At 73.6% G+C, this 20836-nt stretch carries 13 protein-coding genes and 1 pseudogene; 11 read left to right on the top strand and 3 right to left on the bottom strand.

Annotated elements, in window-relative coordinates:
- The 9 genes and pseudogenes from AC1DUQ_RS00955 to leuA all read left to right on the top strand — a co-directional run.
- Window positions 1–442 (top strand): annotated as a pseudogene (locus AC1DUQ_RS00955) (serine/threonine-protein kinase); the annotation flags it as partial.
- Window positions 439–6528 carry an Ig-like domain-containing protein gene (locus tag AC1DUQ_RS00960; protein ID WP_477062429.1) on the top strand — a complete coding sequence of 2030 codons (6090 nt, stop codon included), beginning with the start codon at window positions 439–441 and terminating at the stop codon, window positions 6526–6528. The pseudogene AC1DUQ_RS00955 and the gene AC1DUQ_RS00960, both read left to right, overlap by 4 nt.
- Before the next feature lie 52 nt (window positions 6529–6580).
- A complete protein-coding gene (locus AC1DUQ_RS00965) occupies window positions 6581–7537 on the top strand; it encodes an AAA family ATPase (protein WP_421741104.1) in 957 nt (318 codons plus the stop codon).
- Window positions 7538–7539: 2 nt separating this feature from the next.
- Window positions 7540–8688, top strand: coding sequence for a DUF58 domain-containing protein (locus tag AC1DUQ_RS00970; protein WP_477062430.1), 1149 nt, complete (start codon window positions 7540–7542; stop codon window positions 8686–8688).
- Window positions 8685–10949 carry a transglutaminase TgpA family protein gene (locus tag AC1DUQ_RS00975; protein WP_477062431.1) on the top strand — a complete coding sequence of 755 codons (2265 nt, stop codon included), beginning with the start codon at window positions 8685–8687 and terminating at the stop codon, window positions 10947–10949. Before AC1DUQ_RS00970 ends, AC1DUQ_RS00975 begins: the two co-directional genes overlap by 4 nt.
- A 17-nt stretch (window positions 10950–10966) precedes the next feature.
- Complete coding sequence (locus tag AC1DUQ_RS00980; RefSeq protein ID WP_477062432.1) at window positions 10967–12103, top strand: RDD family protein; 1137 nt, start codon at window positions 10967–10969, stop codon at window positions 12101–12103.
- 9 nt (window positions 12104–12112) lie between these two features.
- Window positions 12113–13561: an outer membrane protein assembly factor BamB family protein gene (locus AC1DUQ_RS00985; protein WP_477062433.1), complete on the top strand. Its 1449-nt coding sequence runs from the start codon at window positions 12113–12115 to the stop codon at window positions 13559–13561.
- 41 nt (window positions 13562–13602) lie between these two features.
- The gene (locus AC1DUQ_RS00990; RefSeq protein WP_477062434.1) at window positions 13603–15012 is read left to right on the top strand and encodes an outer membrane protein assembly factor BamB family protein; all 1410 of its coding nucleotides are present in this window, start codon (window positions 13603–13605) and stop codon (window positions 15010–15012) included.
- A 173-nt stretch (window positions 15013–15185) separates the two neighbouring features.
- Window positions 15186–16931, top strand: a complete 1746-nt coding sequence (leuA, locus tag AC1DUQ_RS00995) for a 2-isopropylmalate synthase (RefSeq protein ID WP_477062435.1) — start codon at window positions 15186–15188, stop codon at window positions 16929–16931.
- A gap of 100 nt (window positions 16932–17031) precedes the next feature.
- On the opposite strand, the gene AC1DUQ_RS01000 is transcribed toward leuA, so the two are convergent.
- Complete coding sequence (locus AC1DUQ_RS01000; RefSeq protein ID WP_477073283.1) at window positions 17032–17742, bottom strand: endo alpha-1,4 polygalactosaminidase; 711 nt, start codon at window positions 17740–17742, stop codon at window positions 17032–17034.
- A 95-nt stretch (window positions 17743–17837) separates the two neighbouring features.
- Here AC1DUQ_RS01000 and recO point away from each other — a divergent pair, with 95 nt between their 5' ends.
- Both recO and AC1DUQ_RS01010 read left to right on the top strand, forming a co-directional pair.
- Window positions 17838–18569 carry a DNA repair protein RecO gene (gene recO / locus AC1DUQ_RS01005; RefSeq protein ID WP_056090250.1) on the top strand — a complete coding sequence of 244 codons (732 nt, stop codon included), beginning with the start codon at window positions 17838–17840 and terminating at the stop codon, window positions 18567–18569.
- Entirely contained in the window at window positions 18570–19352 is a 783-nt protein-coding gene (locus AC1DUQ_RS01010; RefSeq protein ID WP_477062437.1) for an isoprenyl transferase, read from the top strand.
- Here AC1DUQ_RS01010 and AC1DUQ_RS01015 read toward each other — a convergent pair.
- Both AC1DUQ_RS01015 and AC1DUQ_RS01020 read right to left on the bottom strand, forming a co-directional pair.
- A complete protein-coding gene (locus AC1DUQ_RS01015) occupies window positions 19337–19885 on the bottom strand; it encodes a DedA family protein (protein ID WP_477062438.1) in 549 nt (182 codons plus the stop codon). The genes AC1DUQ_RS01010 and AC1DUQ_RS01015 overlap by 16 nt on opposite strands.
- A 9-nt stretch (window positions 19886–19894) precedes the next feature.
- Window positions 19895–20803 carry a metal ABC transporter permease gene (locus AC1DUQ_RS01020; protein ID WP_477062452.1) on the bottom strand — a complete coding sequence of 303 codons (909 nt, stop codon included), beginning with the start codon at window positions 20801–20803 and terminating at the stop codon, window positions 19895–19897.
- Window positions 20804–20836: the final 33 nt, after the last annotated feature.

Below are 20836 nucleotides of genomic sequence, written 5' to 3' on the forward strand. Positions count from 1 at the left end.
GGTCGAGACCGAGCAGCGCGGGCGTGCGCGCCTGGTGGCGGGCATCGCCTCCGGTGTCGTGGTGCTGGCGGCGGTGGTCGCGATCGGTGCCGTGGCGCTGCGTGGCGCTCCCGACGACGGCCCGTCGGCGACGTCGGACTTCTCCCAGAGCACGGACCCGACGCGGATCACGGACGCCGTCCCGGCTCCCGCCGGGCTGCAGGGCACGCGCCAGGCGGACGGCTCGGTGGTGTTCACCTGGGAGAACCCCGACCCGCAGGACGGCGACCAGTACCTGTGGGGCGTGCTGCAGGCGACGGGCGAGCCCGAGCCCGCGCTGGTCGACGCCGCCATGGCGACGGTCCCTGCGGACCAGGCGGTGGGGCAGGTCTGCGTCGAGGTCGCGATCGTGCGCGCGGACCGACGGGTCTCCGTCGATCCCGCCCAGGGGTGCGCGCCGTGACGTGGGGATCGCTGCGTGGGCGGGCGACGACGGCGGCGGCCGTGGTCACCGTCCCCGTGCTCGTCCTCGTGCTCGCGCTGCTCGACCAGGGCTTCCCGCTGGCCCGGCTGGAGCTCAACGACGGCGGCGTCTGGCTCACCGCGACGAGCAAGCTGCAGCTGGGCCGCTACAACGCACAGGTCGAGGAGCTCAACGGCGGTCTGGCCGCGTCGGGGAGCACGTTCGACGTGCTGCAGGACGCCGGCGACGTGCTGCTCTTCGAGTCTGGCTCGCTCGCGGTCGTCGACCCCGCGTCCGTCACGCTCACCACGCAGGTCGCCGTGCCGGGGGCGGACGTGTCGATGGCGGCGGGAGTCGTCGCCGTGGTCGACGGCGACGGCAATGTCTTCGTGCGACCGATCACGGAGCTGGAGTCGCTCCGGATCGCCACGGACACCCCGGACGTCGAGCTCGGCGAGGGCGGAGCCGTCGTGGTCGCGCGCAGCGGCGCGGTGCTCGCGGTGGCCCCCGAGGACGGTGCCGTGAGCCGGATCGACCTCGTCGACGGTGCCCCGCGCGTCACGGCGCTGGGTGAGGTCGGCGCCGGCCCCGTGGACGATCTCACCGCGGTCGGCGACGAGCCCGTCGTCCTGTCCGGCTCCATCGTCCGCACGCTGCAGGGCTCGACCGAGCTCGACGGCGACGACCTGACCCTCCAGCTGGCCGGGCCGCAGTCGTCCCGCGCGCTCGTGGCCAGCCGCACGGCGCTGCTCGAGGTCCCGCTCGGCGGCGGCGACACGGTCACCCACGCGACCGACGGGTCGGGGCTGCCCGCTGCTCCGGTGCAGGTGGGCAGGTGCGCCCACGGCGCCTGGGCGTCGCCCGTCGGCTCGTACGTGCAGCTGTGCGACGGCGACGAGGCAGAGGTCAGCAACCTCGAGGACATGTCGAGCGCGGACGTCCTCGCGTTCCGGGTGAACCGCCAGGTCGTCGTGCTCAACGACACGCTGCGCGGGCGACTCTGGATGCCGCTGAAGGACACCGACCTGCGGGTTCCGGACTGGACGCAGATCGAGCCCGAGGAGCAGCCCGACGAGGCCCAGGAGGAGACCGAGACCTCCGACATCACCCAGGACCTGGTCACGGAGTGCTCCACGGAGTCGGCGCCGCCGACGGCCGCGGACGACGAGTTCGGGGTGCGGGCCGGTCGGACGACGATCCTGCCGGTCATCGACAACGACTCGTCCTCCGACTGCGGCATCCTCGCGGTCTCCGAGTTCGACCCGCTGCCCGCGGAGTTCGGCCGCATCGAGGCGATCCACGGCGGTCGCGCCCTGCAGGTGGCCGTCGCCGCCGGCGCCACGGGATCCGCGCAGCTGACCTACACGATCACCGACGGACAGGGCACCAACGCGCCGTCGACCGCGACCGTCCTGCTCACGGTCCACGACGCCGCCACGGACTCCGCACCCGTCCAGCTGCGCACCGGTGCGCTCCAGGTCGAGCAGGGCGGGCAGGCGGACCACCAGGCGCTCGCCGACTTCTCTGACCCCGACGGCGACGACCTGCTGCTGGTCGGGGCGACGTCCGACCCGACCTCGGGATCGGTGCGCTTCCGGCAGGACGGCTCGGTGACGTACAAGGCCGACGGCACGCAGCTGGGCCGGACGACGGTGACGCTCCTGGTGTCGGACGGCACGACGACGACGGAAGGCACCCTCGACGTCGACGTGCGCCCTGCGGGCTCGCTGCCGCCGCAGATCGACCCCGTGCACGCGGTCACCTACGTGGACCAGCCCGTGACCCTCCACCCGCTCGACGCCGTGCGCAGCTCGTCGGCCGAGCCGGCGCGGCTGGCGGGCGTCGACGACGCCGTCGGCGCCACGATCACCAGCGACCTGCAGGGCGGGACGTTCACGTTCAGCGCAGCCCGGCCGGGCAGCTACTACGTGCAGTTCCTCGTCTCGGCGCCGCCGCAGCAGGCCACCGGGCTGGCGCGGATCGACGTCCGCGCGTGGCCGGAGACCCCCGAGCCGCCGGTGGCGGTGCGGGACCAGGCCTTCCTGCCCGCGGGCGGCGAGGTCACGATCGACCCGTTGGAGAACGACAGCGACCCCGCCGGCAAGGTGCTCGTGCTCCAGTCGGTCGAGGTGCCCGACGGGTCGGGCCTCAGCGTCGCGATCCTGGAGCACCACCTGGTCCAGATCCGCTCCGACCGCACCCTCGACCGCCCGGTGGCGCTGCGCTACACGGTGTCGAACGGACAGGACACGGCGACGGGCGAGATCGTGGTGCACCCGATCCCGCCGTCGACGGTCTCGCAGCCGCCCGTCGTGCCGAACGTCGAGGTGAGCGTGCGTACCGGTGGCGTCGTGACGATCCCCGTGCTCGAGAAGGCCTCCGACCCGGACGGCGACCGTCTCACCCTGCTGGCCGATCTCGCGGAGCCTCTCGGTGAGGGCGAAGGCCTGCTCTTCGTGTCGGGCGACGTGCTGCGGTACCAGGCACCGGCGACCCCGCTCACGGCGCACGCGACGTTCGCGGTGCAGGACGCGACCGGCAACGTCACCGCCGCGACCGTCACGGTCCGGGTGCACGAGTCGGACGCGAGCACGAAGGCCCCGCCGCGACCGCTCGACCTGGTCGCGCGCGTGTTCCAGGGCGACACGGTCCGCATCCCCGTCCCGCTGGTCGGCATCGATCCCGACGGGGACGGCGTGACGCTCCTCGGCACGGCCCAGGCGCCCGTCCGGGGGACGGTCACCGCGGTCGGGCCGGACTGGCTCGAGTACACGGCCCTGTCCGACGAGCTCGGCACCGACGAGTTCACGTACGCGGTCGAGGACTGGGTGGGCCAGCGCGCGGTGGCGACCGTCCGCGTCGGCATCAGCCCGCGTCCCACCGGGGCCGCGCCCGTCGTGGCACGCGACGACGCGGTGACCGTCAGGCCGGGCCAGCGCGTCGAGGTGCGGGTGCTGGCCAACGACGTGGACTCGAGCGGCGGCGAGCTGTCGCTCGAACGTGACCTGGAGCCCGCCGACACCGGCGCCGAGGTCCAGGGTCGCCGGATCGTCGTCCAGGCGCCCGACGCCCCGACGGTCCTGCAGATCGCGTACACGGCCACCAACGAGCGCGGCGGGCGGGACACGGCGGTGCTCACCGTGACCGTCGCGGACGACGCCCCGGTGCTGCCGCCGATCGCCCGCGACGTCGTCGTCCCCGCGCTGGACACCCTCGGGCGCACGGAGGTCTCGGTCGACGTCCTCGCGGTCGCCCAGAACCCGAGCGGCCCGTTGAGCGACCTGGCGGTGTCCGTCCCCGGATCGCAGTCCGACGTGGCCCGGGTGACCGAGCGCGGCAACGTCGTCGTGACCCTCGTCGACCACGCCCAGACGATCCCGTACCTGCTCACCAACACCACGGCGCCGGCCGGCACGGCCTCCTCGTACGCGTTCATCACGGTCCCGGCCCTCGGCTTCTTCCCGCCCACGCCTCGGCCCAAGGCGCCCGAGCTCCGGGTCGCGTCGGGGGAGCTGCTGGAGATCCCGCTGGGCGAGCAGGTCCAGGTCGCCCCCGGTCGCGAGGCGTCCATCGCCGACCCGCTCGGCGTGACGGCCGTCCGGTCGGACCAGTCCAACCCCGTGAAGGACAGCACGACGCTGCAGTTCCGGTCGGCACCCGGCTACGCGGGACCTGCGTCGATCACGGTGCCCGTGACCGACTCGTCGGGCCCCGGGGACACCTCCGCGCGGACCTCGGTCATCACCCTGCAGATCACCGTCTACGCGGTCGACGACCACCCGCCGACGTTCGCGCCGTCGGTCATCGACGTCGCGCCCGGGGAGGCAGCGGTCGCCGTCGACCTGCGCGCGTTCACCACCGGGCCCGAGGGTGCGAGCCCCACCGACGGCCGGTACTCCTACACGCTCACGTCCGCGGTCCCGGTCGGCTTCACCGGCGGCATCACCAACGGCATCCTCAGCATCGCGGCCGACGAGACCACGCAGAAGGGCACGACGGAGCGGCTGCCGGTACGCATCGGGTACGGCCGGACCGGGTCGTTCGACGCCACGATCGACGTCCGGGTCATCGCGAGCACCCGGCCCACCGTCCGGCTCCTGACGCACACCATCGAGGACGGCGTCGAGGGCCGCCAGAGCACGGTCGACGTGCTCGCGGGGGCGTTCAACCCGTTCCCGGACTCGCCCATGACGGTCGTCGGCGCGTCCGTCGAGACGCCGGGTGCCGGCACGGCCGGCTCGTCGTCGAGCACCGTCAGCGTGCGACCGGCCGAGGGCTTCATCGGCCAGATGGTCACGCGGTACCGGGTCCGGGACGTGACGGGGGACCCGGACCGGGAGGTCGAGGGTCGCATCGTCGTCATCGTCCGCGGGAAGCCGGCCACCCCGACGGCACCGCGGGTCGGTGAGGTGCGGGACCGCACGGTCGTCCTCTCGTGGGACGCGCCCGACAACCGCGGCGCCCCGATCACCGGGTACCGCGTCGTGGCGAGCCCGGGGAACATCGTCCGGCAGTGCGCGAGCACCACGTGCACGATCGACAACCTCACCAACGACGTCGAGTACACGTTCACCGTGGCGGCGCAGAACGCCGTCGACTGGTCGGACCCCAGCCCGCCGTCGGCCAGCGCCCGACCCGACGCCGTCCCGGACGCACCCGGCGCGCCGACGCTCGAGTTCGGCGACGGCTCCGTCCGGGCGGCCTGGACCGCGCCCGCGTCCGCCGGCTCGCCCGTGAGCAGCTACACGCTGGAGATCTCGCCCGCACCGCCCGCGGGTCCTGCGTCGGTCACCTCCGCGAGCACGAGCTACACGTTCAGCGGCCTGCGGAACGGGACCGCCTACTCGGTCCGCGTGCGCGCCCACAACCGCGCGCCGGAGCCGAGCGCGTGGTCGGCGTCGTCGCAGCCGATGGTCCCCGCCCGCGCGCCGGACGCACCCGAGGTGACCGCGACCCCGACGGACTCGACGCTCGGCCGGGTGATCGCGATCGCGTGGACGGCGCCGTCGGACAACGGCGACGCGGTGGCGCAGTACGAGGTCGTCGTGGACGGGCCGAACGGCGGCACGTTCCCGCAGGCGGCCGGAACCCAGCAGATGACGTTCGAGCAGGCCCAGACCAAGTACCCGTACCGCGTCTCGGTGCGGGCGAGGAACAAGGCGGGCTGGGGCGAGGCGGGGACCACCACGGCGGCGACCTTCGGGCTACCCACCGCTCCCACGTCCGTGACGGCCACCCCGGTCGTCGGCGCAGGCCGGATCGATCTGCGCTGGTCCGGCGCCGACGACAACGGCACGCCCATCCAGGCCTACGTCATCCGGCTCCCCGACGGGGGAGAGCTCGACGTGGGCAACCGGACCTCGTACACGTTCGAGAACCTCACCGGTGGGGCCAACTACACGTACCAGGTGCGCACGGTGAACGGCGCGGGCTCCAGCGGCTGGAGCGCGGCCGCGTCCGCGCGCGCCACGACCGCTCCCGGCCGGCCGGACGTCGCGGTCGACGTGACCGACAACGCGACGGGCGGGCGGCCCACCGAGATCACGATCACCCGGAGCGACGTCCCCGACGGCGGCGGTGGTGCGGTGACGTACACGTGGGTGCTGACCAGCGACCGGGGTGACAGCAGGTCGGGTTCGTTCAGCGGACGGACGCAGGTCGTCGACGTCTCCGGCTGGGACCTGCCGTTCCGCGGGGCTCGAGTGACGGCGACGGTGAGAGCAAGCACGGGCATCGGCTGGACCGAGGGCGTGGGCTACGCGGACGTCGCCTGGGGGCAGGCGCCGGGAGCGGTCACCGGTCTGACCCTCACCCCGAACGACCCGGCGACCCCGACGCGTGCCGTCGCCGCGTGGGTGGCACCGACCGACGGCGGGATCGGGATCGACTCCTACCGGCTGTGCTTCAGCATCAACGGCGGCCCCCCGCGATGCGAGACGGCGACCGGATCGCCGTACGAGGAGCGCCTCGACCGCGTCGGCCCGACGACCACGGGTGACGTGGTGACCGTCGTCGTCACCGCGACCAACTTCCGCGGCACCGGGCCCGAGGCCTCGGCCTCGTTCACCGTCGGCGCCACCCCATGACACACCTGTTCCCGCCGGGCCACGAGCCCCGACACCTGAGGAGAACCACCCGATGACCCCCGAGCAGAGCATCTGGTTCGCCGAGACGTTCGACGCGCTGGTCGCCAACGTCGGTCTCGCGCTGCTCGGCAAGGAGCACACGGTCCGCCTCGCGCTCACCGCGATGGTCGCGGAGGGCCACCTGCTGCTCGAGGACGCGCCGGGCACCGGCAAGACCTCGCTGGCCAAGGCGCTCGCCGCGACGGTGCAGGGCAGCCACCACCGCATCCAGTTCACGCCGGACCTGCTGCCGTCGGACGTCACGGGCGTCACCATCTACGACCAGAGCACGCACCGGTTCGAGTTCCACCCGGGACCGATCTTCGCGTCGGTCGTGCTGGCGGACGAGATCAACCGCGCCTCGCCCAAGACGCAGGCGGCGCTCCTCGAGGTGATGGAGGAAGGGCACATCACGGTCGACGGCGTGACGCACCCCGTCGGCCGGCCGTTCATGGTGATCGCGACGCAGAACCCGATCGAGCAGGCGGGGACCTACCGCCTGCCCGAGGCGCAGCTGGACCGGTTCCTCATCAAGACGTCGCTGGGCTACCCGGACCGCGCGTCCACGATCGAGATCCTCGCCGGCGCCAAGGACCGCACCACGAACCTGACCCCGCGGATCACCACGCAGGCCGTCGGGACCATGGCGGACCTCGCGCAGACCGTGCACATCGACGACGTGGTGCTCGACTACGTCGCGCGACTCACGGAGGCCACCCGCGACGACTCCCAGACCGCGATCGGCGCCAGCGTGCGCGGCGGCCTCGCGCTCGTGCGCACCGCCAAGGTCTGGGCGGCGGCCTCGGGCCGCGAGTACGTCATCCCCGACGACGTGAAGGACCTCGCCCAGCCCGTGCTGGCGCACCGCCTGCTGCTCGACACGGAGGCCGAGTTCGCGGGCGTCACGGCCATCGAGATCCTCGCCCGGATCCTCGAGACCACGGCACCCCCGGCGCTGCGGGCGGTCTGACCGTGGGTCTGCGGGTCTCGCCGGTCGGGTGGGGGGTGGCGTTCGTCGCCGCCCTCGGCCTCGTGCTGGGCAGAGGGTTCGGGTGGCTGGAGCTCGCGACGGTCGGCGCCGCGCTGACCGCCGTGCTCGTCGTGTCCCTCCTGATGACCGCCGGGCGGGCCCGCTACGCCATCACGCTCGACATGGCCGACCGACGCGTGAAGGTGGGGGAGCGGGCCCTCGGGCGCGTCGAGGTGCGCAACATCGCCCGCCGACCGTCCCTCCCGTCCCGGGTCGAGCTCCCCGTGGGCTCGGTGGTCGCCGAGTTCGCCGTGCCCGGGCTCGGCCCGGACCACACCCACGACGACCTGTTCGCGATCCCGACGGCCCGGCGCGCGGTCATCGTCGTYGGGCCTGTCCGCTCCGTCCGCGGCGACCCGTTCGGCCTCGTGCGGCGCAGCGTGCGCTGGACGCGGCCGGTCGAGCTGTTCGTCCATCCGCTGCTCGTGTCGCTGGCGGGGGCGAGCTCCGGGCTGCTGCGCGACCTCGAGGGCCAGTCGACGCGGGACCTGTCCGACTCGGACCTGTCCTTCCACGCCCTGCGCGACTACGTGGCGGGCGACGACCGGCGCTACATCCACTGGCGGACCACGGCGCGCCGCGGCAGCCTCATGGTCAAGCAGTTCGAGGACACCCGGCGGACGACGACCGCGCTCGCGCTGGCCACGGACCCGCGCGACTACGCGGACGACGACGAGCTGGAGCTGGCGGTCTCCGTCCTGGCGTCGGTCGGCGTGCAGACGATCCGCGAGGAGCGCGACCTCGTCGTGCTCGCCGGACCCGGCAGGCTCCGGGTCGAGACGCCGCCGCTGCTGCTCGACGACTGCTCCGGGATCGTGCTGGCGAGCGGCGGTGCGGGCGTGACCCTGCTGGGACGCCGCGTGGTCCGGGAGGCGCCCGAGGCCTCGGTCGCGATGCTCGTGACCGGCTCGGTTCCCGGCGACGCCGACCTGCGGCTCGGCGCCCGGCACGTCCCCACCGGTACGCGAACCGTGGTCGTGCGCTGCGAGCGGGGTGCCGAGGTGTCGGTGCGGACGCAGGGCTCGCTCAGCCTCGCGACGATCGGCCGGCTCGACGACCTGCCTCGCCTGCTCCGGCGGGTGACCGCGTGACCCCTCGCCCGGTCGGCCGTGCGGTCGTCGATGTCCTGTGCCTCGTCGGCACCCTGGCGCTCGCCCTGGTGCCCCTGCTCGAGGTGTACGGCGGCCTCACCGCCCTGCCCGCGCTCGTGGGCGGGCTCGTGCTCGGCACCGGCGTGGCGGCGCTGGGTGCGGCACGCGGGTGGTCGGCGATCACGGTGGTCGCCGTGCTCCTCGTCGTGTACGTGCTGGCCGGTGGCGCGCTCGCCGCTCCCGGCACGACGGTCGCCGGGGTGGTGCCGACCCCGCAGACGGCGCTCGACCTGGCACGCGCCGCCGCCTCGGCGTGGAAGCAGGTCCTGACCCTGCAGCCACCGATCGGGACCGACGGCACGCTCCTGGTCGCGATGTACGTCCTGGCACTGGTGGGGTCGGCGGTCGCCGTGTCGGTCACGCTGCGGGCTCGCACGGGTTCCGCGGCGGCGTCCGCGGCCGTGGTGCCCGTCGTGGCGACGATCGCCGTGATCGTCCTGGGGATGCGCCGCCCGACGGTCGCGCCGCTGGTCACGGGCCTGGTCCTCGTGCTCGTGCTGCTGCCGTGGGCGTCATGGCGGGCCGACCTCCTGCGTGCTCGACGCATCGTGGCCACCGGCGTGCTGACGGCGGTCGCCGTAGGGGCGGGTGTGCTCGGTGCGCCGCTGGTGGCCGGGGGGACCGAGCGGCTCGTCGTGCGCGACGAGCTGGTGCCGCCGTTCGACCCGCGGGACTACCCGAGCCCGTTGTCGGCCTTCCGCGAGTTCGTCAAGCAGGACGCCGACGAGGTCTTGTTCACGGTCACCGGCCTGCCGGAGAACGCCCGCATCCGGCTGGCCACGATGGACCGCTACGACGGCGTGGTCTGGAACGTCGCGGGCGACGGGTCCGCGCAGGCCTCCGGCGAGTTCCGTCGGGTCGGCGCCGAGATCGAGACGAACGTGCGGGGCGACCGAGCGCACGTCGACATCGCGATCGGGTCGCTCGGAGGCGTCTGGCTCCCCACCGTCGGGCAGGCCACGTCGATCGACCTCGCCGACCCCGACGACGCGGGCGCGCTGCGGTACAACGACGCGACGGGCGCCGCGGTGCTCACCGGAGGGCTCCGCAAGGGTCTCGAGTACGGCGTCGACGTGGTGGTGCCGCGCGAGCCTGACGACACCGAGGTCGGCAGCTCACCCGCGTCCGACGTGGCACAGCCGCCTCTCGCCGGCGTGCCGGACATCGTCCCGGCGACCGCGGCGGACGTGGCGCGCGATGCCGGCAACCCGGTCCAGATCAGCTCCGCGCTGGCCACGTGGCTCTCCGAGCAGGGGTACTTCAGCCACGGCATCGACGTGTCGGGCACGGAGTCGCTGTCCGGCCACGGAGCCGACCGGATCACCACGTTGCTCGGCGGTGACCTCATGGTGGGCGACGGTGAGCAGTACGCCGCCGCGATGGCGCTCATGGCGCGGGAGATGGGTCTGCCGGCACGGGTCGTCATGGGGTTCATCCCCGAGGACGGGGCGCCCGAGGGGCCGGTCGAGGTCACCGGCGACGACGTCCAGGCCTGGGCCGAGGTCGCGTTCCAGGGGTACGGCTGGGTGCCGTTCGACCCGACGCCGCCCCCGGAGCAGACGCCCCAGGAAGAGGACCAGGAGAAGCCGTCGGAGCCCAACCCGCAGGTGGTGCAGCCGCCGCCGCCCCCGCCGGCCGCAGTGACCCCGCCCGACGAGGACACCGAGCAGCCGCAGACGGACGACCCCGACGCGGAGGACGACGGCAACGCGCTGCTGTGGCGGATCGTGCGCGTCGCGGGGATCGCCGCGATCCCGCTGCTGGTCCTGGCCACGCCGCTGCTGGTCGTCGTCGCGCTCAAGGCCCGCCGCCGGCGACGGCGTCGGCGCAGCCCGGACCCGGTGGTCCGCGTGGCAGGCGGCTGGGACGAGGTGCTGGACACGGCCCGTGACCTGCGCCGGCCCGCCGGCTCCCTGGCCACGCGCAACGAGTCGGCGCGAACTCTCGCGGCGTCGTTCGCGGACGCTCCGGGCGGTGCGCTCGTCGCGGCGCGCGTGGGCGCGCTCGCGCGGACGGCCGATCACGCGGTGTTCAGCGACGGGCAGCCCAGCGGCGCGCACGCGACCGCCTACTGGTCGGACGTCCAGGAGACTGTCGAGGCGATGACGCACAGCGTGGGATGGCGTCGGCGCATGCGGGCGCGCGTGTCCACCGCCTCCCTGAGAGACCGCCGGAGCCGACGCCCGAAGGGCACGTCATGAGAGAGCAGGGTGCACTGATGCACGCCCCGTACCCGGCGGTCGACGAGCTGTCGCCCGCCACCCTGGCCCGCCGCCTGTCCGCGGGCATCCTCGACGCGGGGCTGTTGCTCGTGCTGGGCGGCTGGTTGATCCCTGCCGCACGCATCCGCGACACCGCGTGGCTCGCGTTCCTCGGCGGGTCGCTCGTCCTGGTCGTCGTGGTGGTCCAGTGGGCGCTGCACGGCCGCACCGGCGGGACGGTCGGACGGTTCGCGACGGGCATCCGGACGCTCGACGTCGAGTCGCGCCGCCCGATCGGCATGCTCCGCGTGCTGCTGCGCGGTGTGGTGGTGGCCGCCGGGCTGCTCGCGTTCGGCGTCGGCATGCTCGTCGTCCTCGTGTCGCCGTCGTTCGACCGGACCGGACGCCGCCGCGGCTGGCACGACCTGGCCGCGCGGGACGAGGTGCTCGACGTCCGGTCGCGCGCGCTGGTGCAGCCCCCGCCGAGGCCGGTGCGACCCGCGGAGCCGGCGCCGGTGCGACAGGAGCGCCGTCCGGTGAGCGTGCCGGGCTGGGCGGTCGCGGAGCCGTCTGCGGCACAGCGGGGGACCGACCTCCTGGACGACCTGCTCGACGGGGGCCGCCCTGCGGCGCTGGTCCTCGCGCCGATCTCCCCGCAGCGCAGCGGACCCGACCTGGACACGCGCGCGACCCCCGTCGTCCGTCAGGTCGCGCTCAGCTACGGCCTCGCACCCGAGCTCGAGATGACCCGTCCGGCTGGACCGCGAGACGACCTCGTCGCCCAGCCGGTCGACTCCGTCGCGGTCGACCGGACGGTGGCGGAGGTCGAGCTCGCCGACGGTCGCCGCGTCCTGATCGCGCGGACGGCGCTGGTCGGTCGCAACCCCGCGTCCGACGCCGACGTCCAGCTGGTACGCGTCGTCGACCCGGCACGCTCGGTCTCCAAGACCCACCTCCAGATCGGCGTCGAACCCGGCGGCGTCTGGGTGGCCGACCGCGGATCGACCAACGGCACGGTCGTGACCCTGCCGGACGGCGCGCAGGTGGTGTGCCGCGTGGACCAGCAGGTCCGCCTGCGGGTGGGGTCGACGGTCTCGTTCGGCGACTGCTCTCTGCGGCTGGTACGGGCACCAGGACCGGACCCCGTGTCCTAGAGTCGGGACATGGCGGACCGGCGCCTTGCTGCACGGATGCAGCTCGTCGAGGTCGAGGACGCCCCGACCGCGACGAGTCCGTCGAGCGCGCCGGACAACCACGTGCCCGCGGTGCCGGCGCCCCAGACCCGTGACACGACCGCCCGGGTGGTGCGTCGCTGGTGGCCCCTCGCGGTGCTCGTCGTCCTCGGGCTGGTGGTGTCCGCCCTGGTCGTGTCCGCGAGGGACCGGGCGTTCGTCGCGCGGATCGCCGCGGTCCCCGGCCTCGTGCGACCCCTCGACTCGGCACCGGTCCCGCTGTGGGAGACCGCCGGCTCGTCGCTGCCGGGCACCGTCCTCGCGGCCGACGGCGCCCTGGTGGTCCTCGCGGCGGGAACCGACGAGTGGACGGTCACGGCGCACGACCCGGTGTCGGGCGCCGCGCGCTGGACCACCGCGGTGGCGCCGGCGTCACGCTCCGGCTTCGAGTCGTCGGCCGCGACGTGCCCGGCCCTGCGCGACGACGTGGGGTCGCTCATCCTCTGTCTCGTCCTGCAGCCGCGCGTCCTGTACTCCGACGACGCCTCCATCCAGGAGCCGCCGCGCATCGCGGTCGTCCCGCTGTCCGCGCGGGACGGCGAGCGGCTCGGCGCGTGGGACCTGCGCGGCACGATCGTGGGGGTCGACCGGGTCGAGGACGACCTCGTGGTCGGCACCCTGGACGCGGACAGCCATCTGGTGGTCGAGCGGCGCGACGGCCGCACGGGCGACCTGGTGTGGTCGATGGTCACCCCGGACGTCATGGAGCAGCAGGCCACCGTCATCTCGGCGTCGATGCGCGTGCTGCCACCGGTCGTCGTGCTCGAGGGCGGGTCCACGATCGTCCTCGACGTCGACGACGGTCGCACGATCATGACCCGCGCGCGGTACAGCGGTCTCCAGGTCGCCGCGCTCGGCGAGCGGTTCGCCACCTGGGCGCCCGTGGGCGGGGGGCGCGTGCACGACGTCGACGGCTCGCCGCTGTACGCCCTCGAGGGGCTGCCCGCCGCGCTGTCGGCCGACGACGGCTCGCAGGCAGGGACGCTGCTCGTCGACGAGGGCCCGGAGGTGTCCGCACTGGACATCACCACGGGCGAGGAGCAGTGGCGCACCCGGTCCGTCCTGGATCCCCGGGTGCTCGTGTCGGACCGTCTCGTCGTGTCGGGCGCGAGCACGTACGGGGTGCTCGACGTGACCGACGGAACCGTCCTGTGGGACGTCGACACCGGGGCGCTGCTGCCCTGGAACCCGTTGTCGGACGGCACCCTGGTCCTCGGTCCAGGAGAGTCGCCCGACGGCGGGCAGGAGCTCTGGGGTCGGGGGCTTGACGACGGGGTCCGGTACTGGTCGGTCCCGCTGCCCCAGGGCGTGCGGCGCGTCGACGCCGTCGGTGGCCACCTGGTCGTCCGCACCGAGAACACCGTCATCGTCTACGGCTGACAGCCATGGTCAYGGGCGGCCTGCGGCCTCCGATGCAGCGTGTGGGTCTCGACGACGACGCGCAGGCGGACGATCGCGTCCCGTCGGGTCCGCAGCGGTTGCGGGCGGCCTCGGTTCGGCTGGCGACGTGGGCCGCGGGTCGACCGGCCCTGGCCGTCGTCGCCTTCGTGGCCGCGACGGCTGTCCTGGTCACGCTCGTGGTCGCCACGCCCCGGTGGGTCAACGACCGCGAGCGAGCCGCTGTGCTGGGACCGGCGCCATTCGCGGAGGCCGTGCGCGTGCTCGGCGCTGCTCCGCAGGTGCGCTGGTCGGCCGCAGTCGACGGGTCGGTCGCACCGGTCCTGGCAGGAGACGTCGTCGTAGCGGTCTCGGGCACGCCGTCGACCGAGCGTGGTCTGGTCGGTCTCGACGTCGTCTCCGGTGCCCGTCGCTGGTCGGTCGCGCTCGCGGCGGTGCCCGACCCCGAACGCGTGCTCTGCCGACCGCTCGACGCGCTGCTCGCGTGCGTCGTGGGCCCCGTCCCGCCGTCGGACCGCGGGCCGGACCCGGTGGACGAGACGTCCACCCTGCTGCTCCTCGACCCGGCGACGGGCGCCGTGCTCGCGCGCAACGAGGTCCCCGGCTGGGCCGTGGCGACGGCGCAGACCGAGTCGGACCTCGTGGTGGCCACGTACGCGAGGGGGATGCTCACGGTGCGGCGGGTCGACCCCTCCTCCGGTGCGGCGCGCTGGGAGACGCAGCGGTGGTCCACGTTCCAGTCCGCGGGCAACGGGCGCGTGGCGCTCGTCGCGGCCGCAGGGCTCGTGATGGCTGCCGGGAACGACGTGACCCTGCTGCTCGACGCTGCGACGGGGGAGCGCCTCCCGAGGACCGCGCGGCTGCTCGAGGACGGCACGCTCGTGCGCACCCGGTACCGGCTGCCGGCCGCCGGGGTCGACGCGGTGTCCGAGCTGTCGACCGGGCGGGGAGAGCCGTGGCTGACGGTCCGCGGGGTGCTCGTCGAACCCGGCGTGAGCGACGGGAGCTCCGGCCTCGTGTTCGCCGCGAGCGGGCTGTCCGGAGGTCCGCTCGGAGGTCGCGTGCGGGCGTACCGGCTGGGCACGCCGGAGGCCGTCTGGCGTGCGCTGATGCCGGCGCCGGTCGTCGCCGTCGACGTGGGCGGGCGCGTGGTGCTGCGCGGCGCGGGCGTGCTGGTGGGGCTGGAGGCGGCGACCGGCGAGCAGCTGTGGCGCCGGGACTTCGGCACCTCCCTCGGGCGTACTTTCACGGACGGCCGGCACGTCGTGGTGGAGCACGACGTCGTCGACGGGGTCCCGTCGCTGACCGCCGTCTCGCTCGACGACGGCGGGACGGCGTGGCGCGTGCCGCTGCCTCCCGGGGCGTCGCGGGCGGTGCGACTGGGTCCGCACCTGTACGCGCTCGGCGACGAGGTCCTCGTGGCGCTGCGGTGAGACGGCGGTGGACGGAGTTGCGGAACGTCGGGCCCTGGGGGGTACGGTGAGTTCGTGCTCGCAGTCACCCTCCTTCTTCGCTGCCGCGACGAGGCCCTCTAGGCCGCATCCTCGTCGCGGTGTCGTGTGTGCCGGCTGACTCCCCGCCGAACCGCCCGAAGGACGAGAAGACCATGACCTACCTGGAGACGAGCGCACAGCAGCCGTCGTCGATGCCGGTGCACAAGTACCGCCCGTTCCACGAGCAGATCCGCGTGGACCTGTCGGACCGGACATGGCCCGACAAGCACGTGACCAAGGCGCCGCGCTGGTGCGCGGTCGACCTGCGGGACGGCAACCAGGCGCTGATCGAGCCGATGAACCCCGCCCGCAAGCTCGAGATGTTCGAGCTGCTGGTGCAGATGGGCTTCAAGGAGATCGAGGTGGGCTTCCCGTCCGCCTCGCAGACCGACTTCGACTTCGTGCGGATGCTCATCGAGGAGAACCGCATCCCCGACGACGTGGTCATCCAGGTGCTGACGCAGGCGCGCGAGCACCTCATCGAGCGGACGTACGAGGCCATCGCCGGCGCCAACCAGGCGATCGTGCACCTGTACAACTCGACGTCGACCCTGCAGCGGGAGGTCGTCTTCCGCACGGACGAGGACGGCATCGTCGACATCGCGGTCTCGGGCGCCCGGTTCTGCAAGAAGTACGAGGAGCTCGTCCCCGACACCGACGTGTTCTACGAGTACTCCCCGGAGTCGTACACGGGCACCGAGCTGGAGTTCGCGCTGCGGATCTGCAACGCGGTGCTCGAGGTCCTGGAGCCGACGCCGGACCGCAAGGTGATCATCAACCTGCCGGCCACCGTCGAGATGGCGACCCCCAACGTCTACGCCGACTCGATCGAGTGGATGAGCCGCAACCTGCGCTACCGCGAGAGCGTCGTCCTGTCGCTGCACCCGCACAACGACCGCGGCACCGCCGTCGCCGCCGCGGAGCTGGGCTACCTGGCCGGTGCGGACCGCATCGAGGGCTGCCTGTTCGGCAACGGCGAGCGCACCGGCAACGTCTGCCTGGTGACCCTCGGCATGAACCTGTTCAGCCAGGGCGTCGACCCGGAGCTGGACTTCTCCGACATCGACCACATCCGGCGCACGGTCGAGCGCTGCAACCAGCTGCCGGTCAACGAGCGGCACCCGTACGGCGGCGACCTCGTGTTCACCGCCTTCTCGGGCTCGCACCAGGACGCGATCAAGAAGGGCCTGGGTGCGCTGGAGATCTCCGCGGAGCGCCAGGGCAAGACCGTCGACGACGTCGTCTGGGCCGTCCCGTACCTGCCGATCGACCCGAAGGACGTGGGCCGGTCGTACGAGGCGATCATCCGCGTGAACTCCCAGTCCGGGAAGGGCGGCATCAGCTACCTGATGAAGTCCGAGAAGGACCTGGACCTGCCTCGCCGGCTGCAGATCGAGTTCTCGCAGGTGGTGCAGCGGCACACCGACCAGCACGGCACCGAGGTCACGGCCGACGAGCTGTGGCACATCTTCAACGACGAGTACCTGCCGGTCGAGCCGGGCAGCCCGTTCGCGCCCTGGGGTCGGTTCTCGCTGCGCGGCACGCGGGGGACCAGCGTCGAGGACGGTCCGGACACCCTGGAGGTCGACCTCGTCGACCGCGGCGTGCCCCGCACGCTGCAGGGGTCCGGCAACGGGCCGGTCGCGGCGTTCGTGGCGGCGGTGAAGACCCTCGGGGTCGACGTCGCGGTCCTCGACTACGCCGAGCACGCCCTCTCGTCCGGCGGCGACGCCACCGCGGCGGCCTACGTCGAGTGCGCGATCGGTGACGAGATCCTGTGGGGCGTCGGCATCGACCCGTCGATCACGACCGCCTCGCTGAAGGCGATCATCTCGGCCGTCAACCGGCACGAGCGCTGACCGCACCCACCCAGAGCCACCGTCCGCGCGGTCGATCCCGCTGGACGGTGTGCCCGGGGAGGGGCGCGCTCGGCAACCCCGACGAGCGCCCCTCCCCGGGTCAGCAGTGCTCCGACACGTGCTCCGGTGACCCCGGGGCAGTCAGCTCCCGGTCGCGCAGGATCGTCATGACCGGCCGGTCCGGGTCCGCGCAGACGTCGGCGAGCGTGCCGGTGTACTCGACGTCGATCACCTGGTCGCCGTACAGCGCGGTGTAGGCGGCGCACTCGTCGTACTCGTGGCACTCCTCGGCGATCGCGAAGTCGAACCCGATCGCTGCCACCTCGCCGGGGGTGAGGTCCGGGGTGTTCTTCTGCCCTACCGCCAGGCCGAGCGCGTGGGCCGCCTCCGTGACCTCCGTGGCGACCGCCAGCGTGTCGGCTCGGTCGAGCTGCCCGCCGGATCGGGTCCACGAGTCGAGGTTGTCCAGCTCGACGGCGTCGAACCCGGCGTCGTCGCACCGTTGCAGCACCGCCGTGACCCGGCCGGTGAGCGCGTCCCGCCGGGCGGTGTCGAGCAGGTACTCGTCGGGCCATGCGGGGTCGCGCCCCAGCAGGAGGTCGGGGTCGACGGACTCGCCCGGCTGGGTCTGGAACGCGTTGACGTAGCAGACCGAGTACACGCCGGGCTCCGGGGTCGCCGTCGAGTCGCGCACGACGACGGTGACGTCCTGCGCCGGTGCGTACGGGTCCCCGAGCTGGTAGTCGGCGACACCGACCGGGAGGGGCTCGACGACGGCGGACGTGCACGCGCCCAGAGCGAGGGCGGTCATCACCAGGGCCGTCGGTCGTCGTCGCACGCCCGATGGTCGCACCCGCGGTGCGTGTCCAGGGCCGCGGTGTGGGTGGCACAGGGGACAATGAAGCGGTGAGCCTCTACCGCGACGAGGCGATCGTCCTGCGCACCCACAAGCTGGGGGAGGCCGACCGCATCGTGACCCTCCTGACCCGGTCGCACGGCAAGGTGCGTGCGGTCGGCAAGGGTGTGCGCCGCACGTCGTCGCGGTTCGGCTCCCGCCTGGAGCCGTTCATGTACGTCGACCTCCAGCTGAGCACGGGCCGCAACCTCGACATCGTCACGCAGGCCGAGACGCTGGGTGCGTTCGGGCGCCGGATCTGCGAGGACTACACGCTCTACACCGCCGGCACCGTCATGCTCGAGACCGCGGACAAGCTGGTCGAGGCCGAGCACGAGCCGTCCCTGCAGCAGTACTGGCTGCTGGTCGGCGCCGTGAAGGCGTTGGCCGCCCGCGACCACGCACCCGGCCTGGTGCTCGACTCCTACCTGCTGCGCGCGCTCGCGGTGGCCGGCTGGGCGCCCAGCTTCACCGACTGCGCCCGCTGCGGCGAGCCGGGTCCGCACTCGGCCTTCGCGGTCGCCTCGGGCGGCGCCGTCTGCCGGGCGTGCCGGCCACCCGGTGCGGCCGCGCCGGCCCCTGAGACGTTCGAGCTCCTGGCGTCGTTGCTCGCGGGAGACTGGGGTGTCGCCGACGCCAGCGCCGAGCGGCACCGCGGCGAGGGCAACGGCCTGGTCGCCGCGTTCTGCCAGTTCCACCTCGAGCGYCAGCTGCGCTCGCTGCCGATGGTCGAGAGGGTCTGAATGCCGGTCCCACCCCCGCCGCACCCCAGCGGCGAACGCGCCCCCGTGATCCCGAAGGAGTTCGTGCCCCGGCACGTGGCGGTCGTCATGGACGGCAACGGCCGGTGGGCCAACGCGCGCGGGCTGCCGCGCACCGCCGGGCATGCTGCGGGCGAGGCGTCTCTGCTCGACGTCGTCGCCGGTGCCATCGAGGTGGGCGTCGAGTACGTCTCGGCCTACGCGTTCTCCACCGAGAACTGGTCGAGGTCGCCCGACGAGGTGCGCTTCCTCATGGGGTTCAACCGGGACGTGCTCCGGCGCCGGCGGGACCTCATGAACTCCTGGGGGGTCCGGGTCCGCTGGGCGGGTCGCCGGCCGAAGCTGTGGCGGTCGGTGATCAACGAGCTCGAGACGGCCGAGGAGCTCACCCGGAACAACTCCACGGTGACCCTGACGATGTGCGTGAACTACGGCGGTCGCGCGGAGATCGCCGACGCCGCGCAGGCGATCGCGCGGGAGGTCGCAGCCGGTCGCGTGAAGCCGGACAAGGTAAACGAGAAACTGTTCGCTCGGTACCTCGACGAGCCCGACCTGCCGGACGTCGACCTGTTCCTGCGGTCCTCCGGCGAGCAGCGGACCTCGAACTTCATGATCTGGCAGGCGGCCTACGCGGAGCTGGTCTTCCTCGACGAGCCGTGGCCGGACGTGGACCGGCGGCACCTGTGGCGGGCGGTCGAGACGTACGCGCGGCGGGACCGGCGGTACGGCGGAGCCGTGGACCGGCCGGGTCAGACCTCGGCCTGAACGCGCACCGCCGCGCTCGACCGGGCGCGTCGCCGCAGCAGCCAGCCGACCACGAGGGCCACCAGGACGACGACGCCGGCGAGAGCCCACGGCGAGCGCGCGAACAGGGCGACGGCTGCCCAGAGCGCCCCGAAGCCGATGGTCGCCCAGATCACCGCCCACGCGATCGCACCCGGGATCGACGCGAGCGTGAAGCGCAGGTAGGGCATCTTGACCAGCCCGGCGGCGGCGATGATCGCGGTCTGCAGCCCGACAGTCAGGTACGCGAGCGTGACCGCGATCGGTCCCCAGCGTCGCACCAGGTCGAGCCCGCGCTGTGCGCCGGGGGTCCCGGACCACACCTCGAGCCGCTTGACGGAGGCGTGCCACCAGCTGGGCGCGCCCTCGTGCTCGTCCACCGCCCGCGCTCCGCGCACGACGCCCCGACCGGCCCAGTAGGTGGCGTGCGAGCGGGCCATGACGATGACGAACAGCCCCGCGATCGCGACACCGAGCGGCACGGTGCCGAGGTGATAGGCGTCCCGGGGATCCACCTCTCGATCCTACGGGGCCGGTGAGGGGCGTCTCGTCGCGTCGCTGTCGCGCACGTCGTCCACCAGCAGGACGTCGTCGACCATGTCCGGGTGGGGGTCGCGCGGCGGAGCAGGCCGGCGCAGGAGCGGCTGGAGCGTGGCGGTGACGGCGTAGACCAGGATCGCGAGCACGACGATCGTGGCGCCCGGCGGGATGTCCTGCCAGTAGGTGAGGACCAGGCCCGCGATGCTGACCACGACGCCGATCACGCTGGCCAGCATCATGGTGCGGCCGAACGACCGGGCGAACAGCTGCGCGATCGCCACCGGCACGATCATCAGCGCGCTGACCAGCAGGAGGCCGACCACGCGCATCGCGATGGTGACGGTGAGCGCGGCGATGGTGGCGACGAGCATCGAGAGCAGCCGCACGGGCAGTCCGCTGGCGCGGGCGAACTCCTCGTCGTGGCTCACGGCGAACAGGGCCGTGCGCAGGCCGACGCCGACGGCGAGCACGAGGACCGCCAGCGCGACGGTCCACCACAGGTCGGCACTGGACACGGTCGAGATCGACCCGAACAGGTAGCTGATGAGGTTGGCGTTGGTCCCGCCGGCCAGCTTGATGAGCAGGACGCCGCCGGCGATCCCGCCGTAGAACATCAGCGCGAGCGCCAGGTCCCCGCTCGTCCGGCCGCGCTCGCGCACCAGCTCGATGACGATCGAGCCGACGACCGCGGCGACGACCGCGCCGGGCAGCGCGAGCGTGTCCTGCGGCACCAGGCCCGCCCAGCTGCCGACCAGCCAGCCGAGCGCCACGCCGGTGAGCGCGACGTGCCCGATGCCGTCGCCCATGAGGGCCATCCGGCGCTGCACGAGGAACGTGCCGACGATCGGCGCGGCCGCGCCGACGAGGATCGCGGCGAGGAGCGCCCGCTGCATGAGCGGCGAGCTGAGCAGCTCGACCACCTGGTC

It is taken from the genome of Cellulomonas sp. P4_B5_2 (assembly GCF_056402235.1).